Source organism: Streptomyces sp. NPDC005863 (assembly GCF_042871345.1).
Lineage (GTDB): Bacteria > Actinomycetota > Actinomycetes > Streptomycetales > Streptomycetaceae > Streptomyces.
The window spans coordinates 504,585-521,833 of record NZ_JBIAII010000004.1 but is presented as its reverse complement, the minus strand read 5'-3'; the positions used below and the strand labels follow the sequence as shown (position 1 = coordinate 521,833).

At 70.4% G+C, this 17,249-nt stretch carries 13 protein-coding genes; 5 read left to right on the top strand and 8 right to left on the bottom strand.

Annotated elements, in window-relative coordinates; genetic code table 11:
- Positions 1-144 precede the first annotated feature (144 nt).
- The gene (locus tag ACFYO9_RS18680) at positions 145-1,356 is read left to right on the top strand and encodes a hypothetical protein (RefSeq protein WP_358776993.1); all 1,212 of its coding nucleotides are present in this window, start codon (positions 145-147) and stop codon (positions 1,354-1,356) included.
- Between the two features lie 17 nt (positions 1,357-1,373).
- On the opposite strand, the gene ACFYO9_RS18675 is transcribed toward ACFYO9_RS18680, so the two are convergent.
- Positions 1,374-2,138 carry a barstar family protein gene (locus ACFYO9_RS18675; RefSeq protein ID WP_358776994.1) on the bottom strand — a complete coding sequence of 255 codons (765 nt, stop codon included), beginning with the start codon at positions 2,136-2,138 and terminating at the stop codon, positions 1,374-1,376.
- A 341-nt stretch (positions 2,139-2,479) separates the two neighbouring features.
- On the opposite strand from ACFYO9_RS18675, the gene ACFYO9_RS18670 reads away from it, so the two are divergent.
- On the top strand, positions 2,480-4,534 hold the full coding sequence (locus ACFYO9_RS18670; protein ID WP_358776995.1) for a hypothetical protein: 2,055 nt from the start codon (positions 2,480-2,482) through the stop codon (positions 4,532-4,534).
- Between the two features lie 375 nt (positions 4,535-4,909).
- On the opposite strand, the gene ACFYO9_RS18665 is transcribed toward ACFYO9_RS18670, so the two are convergent.
- From ACFYO9_RS18665 to ACFYO9_RS18655, 3 genes are all read right to left on the bottom strand, one after another.
- Positions 4,910-6,019: a hypothetical protein gene (locus tag ACFYO9_RS18665; protein WP_358776996.1), complete on the bottom strand. Its 1,110-nt coding sequence runs from the start codon at positions 6,017-6,019 to the stop codon at positions 4,910-4,912.
- A 345-nt stretch (positions 6,020-6,364) separates the two neighbouring features.
- Positions 6,365-6,880 carry a diadenosine tetraphosphate hydrolase gene (locus tag ACFYO9_RS18660; RefSeq protein WP_358776997.1) on the bottom strand — a complete coding sequence of 172 codons (516 nt, stop codon included), beginning with the start codon at positions 6,878-6,880 and terminating at the stop codon, positions 6,365-6,367.
- A gap of 76 nt (positions 6,881-6,956) precedes the next feature.
- Positions 6,957-7,517 (bottom strand): helix-turn-helix domain-containing protein, encoded by a 561-nt coding sequence (locus ACFYO9_RS18655; protein WP_358776998.1) that lies wholly within the window; start codon positions 7,515-7,517, stop codon positions 6,957-6,959.
- A gap of 474 nt (positions 7,518-7,991) precedes the next feature.
- Between ACFYO9_RS18655 and ACFYO9_RS18650 the strand changes: the two genes are divergently transcribed.
- The gene (locus ACFYO9_RS18650) at positions 7,992-8,984 is read left to right on the top strand and encodes an ATP-binding cassette domain-containing protein (protein ID WP_358776999.1); all 993 of its coding nucleotides are present in this window, start codon (positions 7,992-7,994) and stop codon (positions 8,982-8,984) included.
- A complete protein-coding gene (locus ACFYO9_RS18645) occupies positions 8,981-9,772 on the top strand; it encodes an ABC transporter permease (RefSeq protein WP_358777000.1) in 792 nt (263 codons plus the stop codon). Before ACFYO9_RS18650 ends, ACFYO9_RS18645 begins: the two co-directional genes overlap by 4 nt.
- On the opposite strand, the gene ACFYO9_RS18640 is transcribed toward ACFYO9_RS18645, so the two are convergent.
- Positions 9,753-12,914, bottom strand: coding sequence for a BTAD domain-containing putative transcriptional regulator (locus ACFYO9_RS18640; RefSeq protein ID WP_358777001.1), 3,162 nt, complete (start codon positions 12,912-12,914; stop codon positions 9,753-9,755). The genes ACFYO9_RS18645 and ACFYO9_RS18640 overlap by 20 nt on opposite strands.
- A 215-nt stretch (positions 12,915-13,129) precedes the next feature.
- On the opposite strand from ACFYO9_RS18640, the gene ACFYO9_RS18635 reads away from it, so the two are divergent.
- Positions 13,130-14,575, top strand: coding sequence for an endonuclease/exonuclease/phosphatase family protein (locus tag ACFYO9_RS18635; RefSeq protein ID WP_358777002.1), 1,446 nt, complete (start codon positions 13,130-13,132; stop codon positions 14,573-14,575).
- Between the two features lie 117 nt (positions 14,576-14,692).
- Here ACFYO9_RS18635 and ACFYO9_RS18630 read toward each other — a convergent pair whose 3' ends face one another.
- The 3 genes from ACFYO9_RS18630 to ACFYO9_RS18620 form a co-directional block, all read right to left on the bottom strand.
- Complete coding sequence (locus ACFYO9_RS18630) at positions 14,693-15,220, bottom strand: SRPBCC family protein (RefSeq protein ID WP_358777003.1); 528 nt, start codon at positions 15,218-15,220, stop codon at positions 14,693-14,695.
- An 84-nt stretch (positions 15,221-15,304) separates the two neighbouring features.
- Positions 15,305-16,861: a helix-turn-helix transcriptional regulator gene (locus ACFYO9_RS18625; protein WP_358777004.1), complete on the bottom strand. Its 1,557-nt coding sequence runs from the start codon at positions 16,859-16,861 to the stop codon at positions 15,305-15,307.
- Positions 16,858-17,181, bottom strand: a complete 324-nt coding sequence (locus tag ACFYO9_RS18620; protein WP_358777005.1) for a helix-turn-helix transcriptional regulator — start codon at positions 17,179-17,181, stop codon at positions 16,858-16,860. The genes ACFYO9_RS18625 and ACFYO9_RS18620 overlap by 4 nt, the downstream gene beginning before the upstream one ends.
- Positions 17,182-17,249: the final 68 nt, after the last annotated feature.

Below are 17,249 nucleotides of genomic sequence, written 5' to 3'. Positions count from 1 at the left end.
TGCCACCAGGATTCCGTCGTCTTCCAGCGCACCGACAATGGCGACCCACTCTGTCCTGAATGCGCAGGTGTCCGTCTCCGGTACCGGTGCGTCTCCTGCAGCTCCCTCGGCAGACTTGAACACCGCGGACGCTGCCCAGCATGCATGGTCCAGATCAGAATTGAGGAGACTTTCACCGCTCCCGGAAACCGACTGGACACCCGGCTGATTCCTCTTGCGGAAGAGCTGGCTCGATATGACAACCCGCACACGGCGCTCGACTACCTGCGGCAGAAAGCAGGAGGGAAACTAATCCGAAAGATGGTCACCGGGGAGCTCGACTGCAGCCACGAGGCTCTCGACGCGCTCCCACAAACCAACTCGGTGACGCATCTGCGAAATTTGCTCGTACTCACCGAGATCCTGCCAGCGCGCGACGAGCAACTCGCCCAGTTTCAGCTGGACATCCGCCGACTCACGAACGTGTCCGACAGCGACGACCGCCTGGCGCTCGTCCGCTATGCCCGCTGGCAATTGCTGCCTATGGCCCACCGACAGATCCATCAACGAGGCAGCCTGACGACTGGCACCCGGACATACTTGACGAACCACCTACGAGTGGCGCGTCAGCTCTGCCTCCACCTTCGCGGCCATCGAAGCTCGCTCGGAACCTGCCTGCAGCCACTGGTGGACCGCTGGGTGGCCGCACACCGCGTCCGGCAAGGCGAAGTCCGGCGCTTCCTGACGTGGGCCGCAGCCCACCAGCTCGCTCCCAAGCACCTGGCCGTATCTGCTCTGGCCAACTGCGAGGACCGGTCGATCATGAGCGACCGGGACCGTGTGGTGCTCGCGCACCGGCTCGAGACCGACGAGAGCATCACGCTGCCGGTCAGGGTGTCAGGCTGCCTGATCCTTCAGTACGGCCAGCACTGCACCCGCTTGGTGGCTCTCAAGGCAGACGACGTACTCGATCACCCCTCGGATCCCGCGGTCTGCGGGCTAAAGGTCGGCCGCGATCCCCTCTGGCTCCGTCCGCGACTGTCCGCCCTGGTCCGAAGGCTCATTGACGAACGCCGCCCGATCGCCGCCACTCACCTGCCCAACCCCTACTTGTTCCCAGGCCGCCGGCCGGGCCAGCCGATCTCGGCGAGCACACTCGCCCGACGCCTGGCCGCACATGGTATTCCCGCAGCCCGACTCGCACGCAATGGCGCGATCCTCGCCATGGTCGACAACATCCACTGGAAACTCGTCGCTGATTTGCTCGGCCTCGCCGACCAGACCGCATACCAATGGCATCACATCAACGGCGGCGACCGAGCCAGCTACGTAGCCAGCCGCCTGAAGAAACACTCGGCACCGGCCAGCCCCGAATAGCTGTCCCGGTGCCCTACTCAGCGAAAGATGACGTCAACGCCGCGGTCGCGGAAAATCTCCAGGGCGACTTCGAACAACGACCCACTCTCCTTGCTCGGACCGTGGCGCTGAGTAAGGGACGACTTAGCGACGCTGGAGGAATGCCATTCCAGCGTGAATGGTGACTCGGCACCCCAGCGGCCGCGCAGGCAGTCATCCAAAGCGTCAAGGTTCCACCCGAAATAGCCGCCTGGCCCATTCACGGCCTCGCCAAGAGCGCAGTAGAAGCTGTCCGCGTCCACGATGTGCTCACCGTCCAGGTGAAACGTGGCGCCGGAGGGTCGATCCGGCAAGGATCGGAAGCTGTGACGCGTCAGAGCCACGGACAGCCAACCACGACGGCCAGCCGGGCCGAGGGAATGCCACAACCCGGCCCGGTTCATCCGTCCGGCGCGGATGAGCTCCCACGGCCATTCGGACTGTGAAAGCGCGTTGTCGCACCATAGACGAACGGACAGATCGACTAGGTCCGCCCCTCTCGTCGAGGGCCGCACGGCCTCTGGCGTCACGTCATTGACGAAGTACTGCCCCATCCTGGCGCCCGATGAATCCAAGAACGCGAGATTGGCATTGCCGGCCAGCGCTCGCTTGCTGCCTATGCGATCAATACACATCCGCAGACCGCCTTGAGGCGAACACCCGAGCAACGCAACTCTCCGTGACCCGTCCCCCAGCGGCACGAAGAGCCCGGCGGCCTCTTCGGCATCTCCCCAGAAGTCACTCTCGTCATCATCGCTGGTCAAAGAGAAGCCAGCCCCATCAAAGCCCATACCTTGCCCCCACCACTTTCGAACAGCCGCCGATCCTACTGGCCTGGGCTTCAGCACAGTTGACCCGTTGACGCGACGTGGAAGGAGTCACTCAACGTGACAGCTCGTTTGGGGCACTCGGCAGGAACCAATACTGCCCACCGCCAGTAGAAGGGGGCGCCGCGCCGATTCGATCACGGCGTCACGCTACCGGCCCCGCCGTGCCGTGCCCCGGCTCCTGCTCCCGCCGCCTCCTGCTGTGACCATCGCAGGATTCACTCGTTTGACGGAGGTCAGGACGGAACGTCGTCAGCCTTCGGAAGGCCTCTTGACCGATGAGCACATCGCAGCGGCGCCGGGCGAAGAGGACCGAGCCCGTGGCCCTCGACCAGGCCGAGGCCGTCATCCTCGACCGGTACACCCGGCTCGTACGTCTCGCGTATCTCACCCTGCCCACCGCTCTCAGCCGTCACCGCCGCGTCCTGGTCGCGCACGCCTTGGTGCAGCGCGCGCTGCCCGGCTTCCGCGCGCGGTACGCGCCGCCGAGGGTCCCGATGCCGAGGGCGGGCGGGGCGCGGGAGGAGAGCCGGCGCGGCGCACGCGGACCCGGTGCCTCCTGGTCGTCCGGGGCCGACGCGGCGTGGGTGACGGGGCGGGTGCTGTGCGCGGCGCTGGCGCACGAGCGGCGCCCGCGCGGATGGCCGGCCCGTGTGCCGCCGCCCCGCACCCTGCGGCCCGCGCTGCCCGTCGTCTGGGGGCTGCGCCTCTTCCCCCGCGCCGGCGGCACCGAGGAGATCGCGCTGGCGCGGCTCCTGTCGGAGGTGTCCGCGCCGGCCCGCGCCGCCTTCGTGCTGTGCCGCCTCGACGGACTGCCCCGCGCGGAGGTAGCCGACCTGCTCGCCGCCGCGGGCGTGGCCGACGCGGCGAAGGCGCTGGATGCCGCGACCCGGGTCGAGGAGACGGTGGGCGACGCGGCCGGAACGCTGCTGAAGTCACAGGAGTTCGACGCCTGTTCCGTCCAGACCCGGCCCACCGATCTGCTGCGCCGCAGACGCCGGTTCCGTCTCGTCGGGTGCGCCGCGGGCATCGCCGCCATCAGCTGTGTGGCGCTCGTATCGCTCGGCTCCGCGCCCCGGGACGAGCCGTCCCGCCCCTCCGGCGGGCGCCCCGCGATCAGCGCCGACGCCCTGCTCCGCACCTCGCCCGCCGCTTGGGCCGACACCTCGCGGGTGGACTTCAGCGCATGGCCGGCCCGCGGCTCCCGCGTGGACGACCGCCCCCTGCTCACGCGCGCCCTCTCCGCCTGGACCGACCCGCCGCGCGGCACTCGTGTCGGCGCAGCGGCGGCCACGACCACCGAACCGCCGCCCAGGGGAACGCAGTTGCTGTACGCCGGCGAGGTGGGTGGGGAGGCTGTCGTGGTGTTCTACGACGGTCGCCGCGTGGTGCGTTACGGGGAGCCGGACGATGCTTCGGCGCCCGCGTCCCTGGACTTCGCCCGCGCCGACGACTCCGACGTGACGACGGCCGCGGCGGTCGCCGTCAGCCGCAAGGACGGCAAGGTCCGTTATCTCACCGCCCCGTGGATCGCCGAGGCCGGCACACGCGACCTGCTCCGGCCCAACTCGCCCGGCCCCCCGCTCCACATCTCCGGCGGGGGCCTCACGACGGCGGTCGCCATCCCGTCGGCCACGGGTCCCTGCACCGACCTGCCCGTACTCCAACTGCGTTCCTCCCGGCGGATCGTGGAGAAGCACGCCTTCCTCGTCACCGACCTGGGTGGGCTCACCCCCGCGCACCTCAGCTACACACCGCTGCCCGGTCGCGGCGCCCCGGCCCGTCAACCCCGCGAGGCCACCAGCGGTGCGGCGCTGGTGAGTTGGGCGCGGGGCGCGTGCCGGCTCGCGGAGTTGCACGGGAGCGGCGTACGGGCGGTCAACCGGTGGGACTTCGCCGAGCAGGAGCTGCCCGAGGACGACGGCCGGGCCGTGTGGTCCTGCGTGCGCGCCTCGACCTGGCGCGGCGCCGGCAGCGTGCTGATCCAGTTCCGTACGTCCACCGGATCCCCGACGTCACAGGCGAAGATCGTGGGCCGCGCGGGGCCGACGGCCGCCTGCAGCCGGTTCGGCCAGCATGTCGTGGCCAGTACCCGCTGGACGTCCGGGTCGGGACACCGGTTCCTGCTCGCCGCCGGGAGCCGTGAGGTCACCCGGATCACCGTGACCGGTGACGTCGACGAGCGCAAGCGCGGCCGCTTCCTCGCGGCCCGCGCGCCGAGGGACGCCAGGGTGACGGTACGGGCACGGCTGGCGGACGGCGAGGACCTCGCGGAGGTGGGACGCGCTCGGGGCCCCCGTTCCGGTGGAGGGCGCCCCGACGGTCGGGGCTGACGGGGGTGGAGACTCCTGAGAACCCCCGTACTGAGTACTAGTACGCGCCCGCGGTACGGGCCGGGGCGGGCCGGGTCGCGTACCGGCCACACCCGGCCGCGACAGTCGCGGCGGGGAGCGCGACTCCGGTGAGCGTCACGGCGGCCGCGCCCGTACCCGCGGCGGATGCCGACCGCCCCGACAGGCGTTCAGCGAAGGCGGCCACCGCCGGGGCCGGTCAGGGCCAGGACGTGGGCCTCATCGTAGGTCCGGACGGGCCGGACGGAGCTCGCACGAGAGGCCGGCGCGAGTCCGTGCGAGACGGACAGGGCCCGCACAAGAGGCCCGCGCGGGTCCGTACGAGCAGGACGGGCCCGCGCGAGAAGTCGGCGCAGGTCAGAGAAGGCCGCGCTGCGGGCCCTCCGCCTTGGTCATGTCCCAGCTGTCCGTGACCATGGAGACCTTGCCCTTGGCCGGGATGTACGCCTCTCCTTGGTGCAGGTAGTCCACGTCGAACAGCAGCTCGTCCTTCTTGCTGCCGACGAGGAAGGCGATCTGCGGGGACGGGGTGATGCGCGCGGCCGGGTCGGTGGCGTGCATGTACTCCTGTACGACCGCGTCGAAGAAGGTCAGCGTGCCGCCTTGCTTCGTCTGGAGGGCGTAGACCTTCTTGTGGTCGGTCTCGCCCGCCTTGAACTCGGACTTGCCGCCGGGCGTGAGCATCTTGTTCTGCTCCACCGGAAATTGCGTCATCCACTTCGAGGTCTCGCTGGCGCCGACCTTCGAACCGAGCTTCTCGTCGCCCTTGTAGAGCGCGACCAGTGCGTCGTCCATCTGGTCGGGGGCGAGGACACCTCGCTTCTTGGCGGTGTCGGTGACCGGGAGCACGAACCCGTCGGCGTCCTTGGCGAGTTCGGGAGTCTTGGGGTCCTTCTTGGTGGTCCAGCCGCTCCACACGGCCTTCCAGTCGCCGTCCTGCTTGTCGAAGATGACGGTGGCGCGGCTGGTCTTGGCCGAGGTGCCGCTGTGGTCCTTGGTGTCGGTGCGCAGCGCGAACCAGGTGGCGTGGCTCTTCGCGGACGGGATGAGGTATTCGCGATTCACGTAGTCGAAGGGCTTGCGCCCCTCGGCCCGGTCCTTCGCCGAGAGCAGCTTGTCCTGTTTATAACCGTTCGCGCTCGTCTCGAAGAGTCCACCGCCCTCGACGGCGGACAGAACGCCGCTGTCGCGCTTGGCGTTGGCCCGGTTGTTGACCTTCACGTAGTGGTCGACGATCTTCTTCGCCTCGGCCTGGGTGACCAGACCCTTGGGCGCGCGGTCCGCAGCGTTCTTCGCGTCGTCCCCGTCCCCGGACTTCGAGGAGCAGGCGGTGACGGTGAGAGCGAGCGCGGCCGTCCCTGCGGTCATGAGGAGGGCGGCGCGGGTGGCGCGGTGCGTGCGCTGCGCATGAGACGTGTGCTGTGTGTACTGCGTGCGCTGTGTGTGCTGCGTGCCGTGCTTGAGCAAGGAGTTCCCCGTTGATCGGTGCGGTGGCTGACGTGTTTCCCGGAGCGCAACGTTAGCTTTCGCACCGACACGCGCACCTGCGGGGTGCCGCGGTGCGACGTCGGGAACGGGGCATCGGGTTACATGCCGTCGGCCTACGCGCCTCACGCCGCCCGGCGGGCGGGGCGCGCGCAGCACACGTTCCCGGACGTGATCCCGTCCTGGGGCAAGGAGACCCCGAAGGCACGCTCCAGACCGGCGAAGAACAACGCAATGCCGTCTGTCCACTCGGTGTTCTCTACCGCGTGGCGCATGTGCGGGTTGAGGAAGCCCAGGGGAGCGTCCGTGGAGCCCGAGCGCGCCGCCCTACCGGCTGGTCCCGTCCGACACCTGCCCGCCCGCCACCAGTCCGTCCAACTCCTGCGCGATCGAGGCTCGGAGCTCGTCGTGCCGGGCCGCCAGTGCGTACCGCTCGTCCGTCCAGTTCTCGCGCGGGTAGAGCCAGACCGGCAGCCGCACCAGGTCGGCCGGCTCCCATGCGTACCGCGGCCAGACATGGGCGTGGAGGAACCCGTCGGTGTTGCCGAGGATCTCCAGGTTCACCCGGCGGAACTCCGCGTCGAGGCGCCGGCAGGCCAGCTCCACGGCCTCCCCGAGCGCGTCCATGTCGGACAGGAACGCACGCCGCTTCGCCTTGGGCAGGTCGGACAGCCGCTCCACGTGGGGCTCGTCGACGAGGAGGACCGAGTAGCCCGGCAGGAACTGCACGTCACCGATGGCGGCGAATCCGGCCGTCAACCGCCGCAGCACGGTGGGGTTTTGGCCAGCCAGCGCGCTCGCTATCCGGTTCCCGCGCCAATCCCTGTGGCCCTCACTCGTCATGCCGTGTCCCATCCGCTCGTTCGCCGACTGCCGGGGCCCCATCCTCGCCCACGCCCGACGGCCACCGCTCGCCCCCCTACTTCAGGTCCGCGCCCTCATCGACCGGCCAACGGTGCTGCGCGATCAGCGTGGAGGCCATCTTCCATGCCCGGAGGGCGGCGTCGACGTCGCCCTCGGCCGCCGAGATGATGGACCCCTTCATCAGGATGTGCCAGGACCGCGCGAACGAGTCCGCCTCGCGCAGCCCCGCCTCTTCGGCCATGCCGCGCACGAGGGATCGGATGTTGCTCAAGTAGTCGATGCTCGCCCGCCCGAGAGGGTGCTCGCAGCCCATCTCCAGCAGGACGTTGATGAACGTGCAGGTGTCGAAGTCGTCGCCGCGGAACCACTCGTCGAAGACGTCGAAGATCGCCAGCAGCCGTTCTTCCGGTGAGCCGCCCCGGCTGCGGGCGCCGGCCACGACGAGCCCCAGCGTCCACTGCCTCTCACGGCGGGCGAGGAACGCGAGCACCAGCGCGTCCTTCGAGGGAAAGTGCCGGTAGAGCGTGGCCTTGGCGACCCCCGAGCGCGCGATGACCTCGTCGATGCCGACATCACGGATGCCGCGTCGCGAGAAGAGCTCGTACGCGGTGCTCAATATCCGTTCACGAGGCGCGGGTCGACGCGTCTTTGGCGGCGGGACGCTGTCCATCACCGTCCAGAATTGCCCTGGACAGAGCCACCGCCCGCTGCCATCGTCTAAGCAACGGCTCACGAGACAGACCGGTCTTTCTGTCCCTGCCGAGCAGTTGCTGTGGCTTTGCGCCCCATGCACCACCCCAGGATCCCGGTGTACGCATCAACCGGCAGGGGAGCCGACGCGGGAGGCCGGCCACCCGCCCACCACCGGGAACCGCCCGACGGGTGGGGCCGCGGGCTCCCTGGCGCGCCCCTCCCACCAGGTGAGCCGCCCCCACCCGTCGGAAGCGGCCCGTTCGCGTGCCGGTCGCTGCGACCACCGTGGTGCCGATCACTGAAACGGTCCCTGAAAAGGTCACTGAGGCGCCGTGCTGCCGGTCGCTGAAACCGTCGTGAAACCGCGCTGAATGCGCGATGCCGCAGCCTCTCTGCCATGACCACCACGACCACAACTCCCGTACGCCCCCTGGCCATCGCGGCGCACGGGCTGCGCAAGTCCTACGGGGACAAAGTCGTCCTGGACGGCATCGACCTGGCCGTCCCCGAAGGCACCGTCTTCTCCCTGCTCGGCCCGAACGGCGCCGGCAAGACCACCGCCGTGAAAATCCTGTCCACCCTCATCCGCGCCGACTCCGGCGACCTGCACGTCGCCGGCCACGACCTGGCCACCCACCCCCAGGCCGTCCGCGCCACCATCGGCGTCACCGGCCAGTTCTCCGCCGTCGACAACCTGATCACCGGCGAGGAGAACATGCTCCTCATGGCCGACCTGCACCACCTGCCCAGACAGGAAGGCCGCCGCACCACCGCCGAACTCCTGGCCCGCTTCGACCTCACCGACGCCGCCACCAAACCCGCCGCCACCTACTCAGGCGGCATGAAACGCCGGCTCGACATCGCCATGACCCTCGTCGGCGACCCCCGCATCATCTTCCTCGACGAACCCACCACCGGCCTGGACCCCCGCTCCCGCCACACCATGTGGCAGATCATCCGCACCCTCGTCGCCGACGGCGTCACCGTCTTCCTCACCACCCAATACCTCGAGGAAGCCGACGAACTCGCCGACCACATCGCCGTACTGAACAACGGCACCATCGCCGCCCACGGCACCCCCGACGAACTCAAACGCCTCATCCCCGGCGGCCACGTCCGCCTGCGCTTCACCGACCCCACCGCCTACCGCACCGCCGCCGACACCCTCCACGACGCCACCCACCACGACGACACCCTCACCCTGCACCTCCCCAGCGACGGCAGCCAGCACGCCCTGCGCACCCTCCTCGACCGCCTCGACACCGCCCACATCCACGCCGACGAACTCACCCTCCACACCCCCGACCTCGACGACGTCTTCTTCGCCCTCACCGCCGACACCCCCACCAGCGACACCCACACCCAACAGCCCACGGAGGCCCTGCGATGAGCTCCCTCACCCTCGCCCTGCGCGACTCCCACACCATGCTCCGCCGCAACCTCCTCCACGCCCGCCGCTACCCCTCCCTCACCCTCAACATCCTGCTGACGCCCATCGTCCTGCTGCTCCTCTTCGTGTACGTCTTCGGCGACGTGATGAGTGCGGGCATCGGCGGGAGCGGTGCCGAGCGCTCCGACTACATCGCTTATCTCGTCCCCGGCATCCTGCTCATGACCATCGGCGCCACTCCGGCCGGTACGGCGGTCGGCGTGGCGATAGACATGGCCGAGGGGATCATCGCCCGCTTCCGCACCATGGCGATCCACCGCCCCTCGGTGCTCATCGGGCACGTCGTCGGCAGCGTGCTGCAGTCGGTCATGAGCGTGGTGCTCGTCGGCGCCATCGCCCTCGCCATCGGCTTCCGCTCCACGGACGCCTCCGCCCTGGAATGGCTGGCCGCCTTTGGGCTGCTCGTCCTGGTGGCGACGGCGTTCACGTGGATCGCGGTCGGCATCGGGATGGCGGGTCCCAACGCGGAGGCCGCCGGCAACAACGCGATGTCGCTGGTCATTCTGCCGTTGATCTCCAGCGCGTTCGTTCCGGTCGACGCGATGCCGGGCTGGTTCCAGCCGATCGCCGAGTACCAGCCGTTCACCCCCGCCATCGAGACCCTGCGCGGACTGCTGCTCGGCAGCGAGATCGGCAACAACGGCTGGCTCGCGACCGGTTGGTGCCTCGGACTCGCGGTACTCGGCTACTTCTGGTCGACGGCCTTGTTCAGGCGCGATCCAAGGTGAACTCGCCTGTGGCCGCGCACAGTTCATGCCGCTCCAGCGTGGCGTACTCCGACACCGCGTCGGCGTACGCCGCCCTGTCGGTGTCCTCGGCGGCCTGCCGGGCTCGGACCGCCGACATGGTGGGCTGGAACTCGCGCAGCACCCGCATCCGTTCGGCGAGCGCGATCATCCGGACGGCTCGGGCGTCTCCCGAGGCAACCCCCGCCATGCCGAGAGCGTGCAGCATGGTCCCGTACACCTTTAGTTCCAGGGGCAGTTGTGCCGATCCCTGCGCCATGATTCGCAGCAGACGACGTAGCCGATCGAGCGGCTCCATGACGAGGTCGATCCGGCCTGCGTGCGCGTGTGCCGTGATCGCCGCCGACTGGATCTGCAGCGCCCACGGGTCGCGCCACGAGTCTCCCGGCACGTACAGCCCACCATCGCCGCGTGCCGCGCCGGTCGAGGACATCCGCTGCACGGCGTCGCGCCACAGGCGAAGCCCGGTCTCCGTCTGTCCGCGGGCGAGTGCGATCTCGGCGCGGGCGCCGAGATCGGGGCTGTAGAAGTCGTCGTACGGTGTGGTCCCGGCGCCGTCCGCCTGCCGCAGCCACTTCTCGGCTTCGTCGGGGTCTTCCCGTTGCAGACAGGCCAGGGCGAGGCCTGTGCGGATGCCGATGTAATCGTGCTCGTCGCCCAGCCGGGGCAGCGCGTCGAGCGCCGCCGAAAGGTGCTCGTGGGCCTCGTCGCCACGGCCGGCCTTCAGGCACAGCTCACTCGCCCTGGACCGCACCATGACCTGGAGGGCCGGGCCGGCCACCGCCGCCAGGGCGGCGGTCGTCCGGCGGGCCGAGTCGAGCGCGCGGTCCATGTCGTGCTCGTATTCCCAGATATAGGTGGCGACGCACTCGGCGACTCCGGCGACCAGCGGTTGGTCGCTGCCACAGAGCTCGTGCAGCACGTCGTGGCCGGAGGCCAGCATGTCCGGGACGGCGCCCAGTACGGTCGCGGCGGCGCCCAGCAACGTGTCCGGCGGGGCCGGCGGAAGGCGCCGGAGGGTGATGAGCTGTCGTGGGAGGCCGACCTGCGGGCCGTAGTTCATGAACAGGCTCGCTCCGCACAACACCGCTGCCGCGCGGGCGACTTCGACGTCATCGGGTTCCGGGCGGTAATGCGACAGCGGCTGTCCGGTGTCGGCGGCGAGTGCGGCCAGGCGGGGGTAGTCCGCGTCGGTGGACCACAGCGCGGCGAGGACGGCCGTGAGGGCCGCCGTGGTCGGGCCGTCCGTACGGGCCATGGCGTGCCGCAGTGCCGACACGAGGTTGTCCTGCTCCGCCTTGACCCGCGCTCCCACCGCCCGCGGATCCGAGCCGAAGACCCAGTCATGGTGGACGACTCCGAACTCCCTCGCCCAGGCCAGGAATTCGCCGAGCGCCCGCTCTGCTTCGCCTTCTTCCGCGAGGCGGGCCGCGCTGAACTCCCGTACGGTCTCCAGCATGCGGAACCGCGCGCCGACCGGCGTGTCGGTGGCGGTGAGCAGAGACTGGTCGGTCAACTCCGTCAGGAGGGGCAGGGCGTCGCCGGCAAGGACGTGGTCCGCCGCCTCGGCGGAGAAGCCGCCGGGGAACACGGACAGGGTGCGCAGTGCCGCCCTGGCGTCCTCGGTGAGAAGGTTCCAGCTCCATTCGACGACCGCGTGCAGCGTGCGGTGGCGCACCGGCGCGTCACGTGCGCCGCCACGCAACAGCGCGAACCGGTCACCGATCCGGTGGGCGATCTGCTGGACGGAGAGAACGCGCACCCGCGCCGCGGCCAGCTCGACGGCGAGCGGCAACCCGTCGAGGTGGCGGCACACCTCGGTCACCGCGTCCGACGGCAGCTCCACGCGGGTCCTGGCCGCTCTCGCCCGCTGCGTGAACAGCTCGACGGCGACGTCGAGGCCGAGCTCGGGCAGGGCGTACACCGCCTCGGACCTGAGGTCCAACGGAGCGCGGCTGGTGGCGAGTACGCGCAGTTCCCGTGCCGACGCGATCAGCGTCCGTACGAGGTCAGCGGCGCCCTGGACGACGTGCTCGCAGTTGTCGAGGACCAGCAGAGCGGGGCCCGAGCCGAACACGCCGAGAATTGCCTGAACCGGGTCGAGTGCGGCGGTGCCGGTGACCGCCCCGTGTCGTCCTGCGCCCGCGCCGAGCGCCGAGGCCACCTCCGCGGCGATGTCCTCGTCCGTGGTGACGCCGGCGAGCGGCACGGCGTGCACGAGGCGCTGCGCGGCCCGGCGGCTGACGGCGTGGGCGAGCCGGGTCTTGCCGATGCCGCCGGGTCCGACGACGGTGACCACGCGTGCGGTGCGCAGCAACTGCTGGACCGCGGCGATGTCGTCCTGCCTGCCCAGGAGTTGGTTCGGTTCGTGCGGCACACCGTGGCGCGCGACGGGCTTCTGCTCACGCAGCAATGCCTGCTGGACGGCTCGCAGTCCGGCGCCCGGGTCCGTGCCGAGCGTGCCGCGCAGCTCCCTGCGGTAGTCCTCGTAGCGGGTGAGTGCGGCGGCCGGGCCCACCGTCGCCGCCTCGCCGCGCAGAAGTTCGGCGAGCACCTCCTCGTCGCGCGGGTACTGCGCTGCGGCAGCGGTCAATGGCGCGGTCGCCTCCGCGTGGCGTCCCGACCGGGCGAGCGCGAGTCCCTGTGCGCGGACGAGGTCGCCGCGCACGCGGGCGCATCGGGCGCGCAGCGCGGCCACAGGGTCGTCGGCAGCCGCGCCGTCGGGGTCGCCTCCCCCGCCTTCCCACAGCGCGAGTCCTGCCTCGGCTGCCGTCAGCGATCCGGTGTGGTCCCCGGCCCTGGCGCGCTCCGCGCTCGCGGCGGCGTGCCGGAGGAGGGCGGAGCTGTCGACCTGGTCCTCGGCGAAGGTGAGCCGGTATCCGGTCGGCGTACTCGCGATGACGTCGGCGCCGAGCCGCGACCGAGCCCTGGAGACGAGGACCTGCAGAGCTTTGCCCGGGTGAGCCGGCAGCACGTCCGGCCACAGCCCGGCCACCAGCCGCTCGGTGCTGCACCCCGTACGCACGTCGTCCGCGAGCAGCGCGAGGAGGGCGCGAAGGCGTGGCGCGCCGACCTCCTGCCCACGACAGGCCACGCGCGGCAGCAGGATCAGGGCGGGGGTCATCCGTGCAGGGTAACGGGCCCTCCACCGCGCCCCGTTCAGAGCACGCACAGGCCCGCACGGCACGCTCGAGCGCGTGAGATGATCCATCCCTCCCACGGCGCTCGATGCCCCATACACGTGTTCCGTTGACACGCGTTCCACCTGCTCGTGCGCCTGTGGGGCGAGCGATGCTCTCCCACGGACCACCCGTGCGGAGAAGGAGAAACGGAGTCACCTTGCGAAGAACCACCCGGGCGGGAGCCATGATCGGGCTGCTGCTCACGCTCCTCACGCTGTGCATAGCACCGTCGGCGCAGGCCGGCGACATCCTGACCGAGAAGTCGGCGGGACGCAGGTTCGCGCTCCAGTCGAAGGCGGCCACCGACGAGGCCGGCAAGCCGGTGTGCGCGTCCGTGGCCGACCCCGACGGGACCAGCAATCAAGCGGGCAAGCTCCGCGCCCGGGTGGACTGCGCTGACGTGCGCACCCTGAAGCCGACGGAGACCTTCACCCTCCACACCGACAAGGACGCGGCCCCGGCCTTGCGTTCCGAGGCGAACGGCCAGTACGTGTCCGCCGAGTTCCACGACGCGGACCCCCACTTCGGCATGTTGCGCGCCCGCCAGAGCGAAGCCTTCGGGAGCTGGGAGAAGTTCAAGCTGGTCGACCTGGAAGACGGCTGGTACGCGCTGCGCTACAAGTACACCCAGAACGGCGTCTCCAAGGACTATTACGTCTCCGCACGGGTCAACCTCGAGGGTGAGGACAAGGGGCTGCTGCGAGCGAGCACGGACGCGACGCCCGGTTCCTGGGAGCGGTTCAAGCTCGTCGACATCCCGTTCCCGTCCTCGGACGCGCCGCCCGCGGCCGCCCTCCCGACGCCGGCGCGCAGCCTCCGCACTCTGACCTGGAACACCTGCAGCAACAACGGCGCCTGCAAGATGGCCGGCTACTCGGCGGACAGGTTCACCGACACCGTCACGCAGCGGGCCACCGCCGCCCACGCCGATGTGATCTTCCTCCAGGAGTTCTGCGAGAAGCTGGCCAAGCCACTGGAGCACAAACTGGAGGCCAGGGACGGCGGGGCGGACACGTGGGACGTCCGGTTCGCGCCCATCCAGCTCAAGGTCGCCCCGGACCGCTTCGCGCAGAAGACGTGCACCCAGAACCGTGGGGCCTACGGTGTCGCCATCGCCGTACCCGCGGAGAACACCTGGTACAAGGCGATCGAACTGGACTCGCCGGACAACAAGGAGCGCCGGACCGCCCTGTGCGCCGCCGTCCGCTCCTGGGCCGTCATGGCTTGTACGGCCCATTTCAGCACCGGCGGCCCCACCTACGACGACCCGGAGCGGCACACCCAGCAGGCCCAGGCCGCCCACATGGCCGATCGCTCCACGACATACTCGGCATTGGGCTACCGAACCCTGATCGGCGGCGACCTGAACGCCACCCCCACCGTCACACCCGATCAGAGCACGATGCCCGTCCTGCAGCCGCTGTACGACGCGCACAAGGAATGTGACCAGCCCACCAACCGCCCGACGGCGGGCAGTTCCAAGCTGGACTACCTCTTCGCCACGTCCCCCGCGACCTGGTCCGGCTGCACCATCGGCACCGACACCGACAATCCCTCGGACCACCGTCCGGTGTGGGGGACGGTGGCGCTGCCGGCTCGGTAGGACACCGCGACAGCAGGGCATCGATCACGCACAACGGAACGGCCGCCACACGCCCAGTCGACGTGTGGCGGCACACCAACCGGGCCCGCCCGTACCGCTCTGCGGCAGAGCGGCTCGTCAGAGGCTGGGGCCGCTTTCCAGTTCCCTCTTGAGGTTGCGCAGGGTCCTGTCGATGTTCCTCACCTGGAACACCGCGAACGTGTGGCCGCCCGTGGCGATCCGGTCGAAGACACCCGCCACGACGTCCGGCCAGGAGCGGCGGTCGTCCGTCCAGGTCTCGGTCACCCGCGTCGACGTCCCCGCCGCGCCCGCCTCCTCGACCTCCTTGAAGCGGTACTCCCACGTGGCGATGGGAGCGCGCAGCCGGGGGCGCTTCACGCCGATCGCGTGCACACGGAAGGCGAACCGCCTGCCCGGCTCCGCCGCGGTGACCGTGCAGCGCGTGGTCCAGCGGAACGCGCCGCGCTTGTTGTGCCCCTCGAAGACCAGGCCCACCTCGGCCGGTTCGTCGGCGCCGGGCACGGTCGCGCCGAGGTTCTCCGGGCTCCAGCGGCCCATCTGTGCGGGGCGGCTGACCTGCTCGTACACCACCGAGGGCGATGTGTTGACCACGATGCTGCGGGACACGGTGAACGTACGGGGCATAGGGGGCGCTCCATTCCTCGGGCCCCGACCTTACCCGTCAGTAGGTTGGGCGGGAAGTGTACCGGTCCCCTCAGGCAGGCCCGCTCAGTCGCCGCCCACCGTGTACCGGTCCTTGACCTTCACCTCGGTGACCGCGCGGCCCTCGGGGAAGACGCTCTGCCAGTCGCCGATGACGTGCAGCTCGTCCGTGCCCATGGCGCGGACCACCGTGAGGCCCTCGTCGTACGCCTTGTAGGCCTTCATCCAGAGGTTGGCGAAGGCCTGGGAGCGGACGAGGTGCATCCAGTCGGGGCGGTAGAGCTCACGGTTGTAGTTCGACTCCCCCATCGTGGAGACGAACTTGGAGTACATCGCCTTCACGTACTCCAAGGTCACCTCGTCCTCCTCGTCGATCGCCCGGTCGCGGGCGTCCTTCAGCGCGATGCGGAACTTCTCCAGAAGGCCCTCGGTGGCGCCCGACGTGTACGACTCGTGGATCTTGGGCGGGTCGCACAGCGCGTACTTCGGTGAGGACAGGCGCAGGAGCAGGCGCAGCGTGGGCTCGGTGATCCAGAGCGGTCCCGGCTCGTCGCGGTTGCCGAGCGGGTTGGGGAGAACTCCCTCGTGGTGCCAGTCGGGCGGCGTGACGAGGTGTACGCCGGCCCGCCTGCGGTCGTGGTCGAAGCCGGTGGAGTGCTCCAGCTGGCCGATCGGGAGGTGCGTCTTCAGCGCCGACAAATACGCGCCGTTGATGTCGAGGGCCGTCACTTCGTGGGCACCCGGCGGGAGTTCGGGGCGGGTCCACTTGGGGCGGGCCTCCCACACCTGGTCCGCGCCGCGCGAGGTCTGCTTGCGCAGGATGTCGGGGATCCAGGGGTGCGCCACGATGTCGTAGCGGCCGCCCTTGCGGGTCTCGTCCAGGAGGGCCATCGCGTCGGGGATGGCCCGCTTCACCAGGGCGGCGGTGGCGGCCTCCACGTCACCGGCGTGCGCGGCGAGCGCCTCCTTCACCGCCCGGCCGATCGCATCGGGCGACTCGGCGTCGGTCCGAGCCCTGCGGCCGACGGGGACGAGCTTCACCGCGCTCCCTTTTGGCTCACCTTTCTCGGACGCCGCTGTCTCCGGCTCCGCCTTCGGGCGTGCCGGGGCGCTCGCGTCGAAGGCGGCCTCTTCTGGGTTCCGGCTCCCGCAGTCAGCCGGGTCCAGGTGCTGCGGGAAGCCCTCCACCTCGTCGGTGGCGGGCCGGCCACACAGGACGCACGGTTCGGGGTGGGTGAGGCACTCGGCCGTGCTGTCGGCGGCTGCAGCCCGTACGGGAGCCGGGGGTGTCGCGGCCTCTGCTCGTGGCTCCGCTCGTAGCTCCGATTCCGGCTCCGCTCGTGTTTCCGTCGGCGTGGGGGTCGGCTCTTCCGTCGCCGGTGACGCGAGCCTCGTCCGGGCGGCTTCCAGGAAGTACGCGTACTTCTCGCGCACGTCGCCGGTCGGTTCGCGGCCCGACTCCCAGCCGCCGACCGTCGTCGGATTCACCCCGATGGCACGCGCCACCTGCGCCTGCGACAGGTTCAGTGCCGCGCGCAGCGCACGGCGTTCCTCGACGGACGGCAGCTCCGCCTCCGGGCCGGAGGAGGCCAACAGTGCGTCGATCGCGTCGAACTCGCTCACCGCCGGGCCCCCTTCGCGGACGCGGCGGTCGTCGCGGCCTTGGTCGCGGCGCGGCGCCTGGGGACGGTACGTCGGCGGTCGGCGGCCAGCGCCTCGCAGGCGCGCGTGGGCCCGGCCAGGAGGTCGAGGACATCGATTCCGTAGTGCGCGGAGATCGCGTCGCAGTCGTCCAGGCCCCAGGCCGCCGTGCCCGACTGACGGCGCGACACCTGCGTCTGGTCGACGCCCAGCACGGCCGCGAGGCTCGCCTGGGTGTCACCGGTGACCTGCATCAGCGCGGCCACCGCGGTGCGCAGTCTCTCGACGGAAGACATCCCCATGGCCTCAGCCTACCGAGTCGGTCGCGCTACGCGCACGAACCTGGCGGATAACGCATGAACCGACGGCC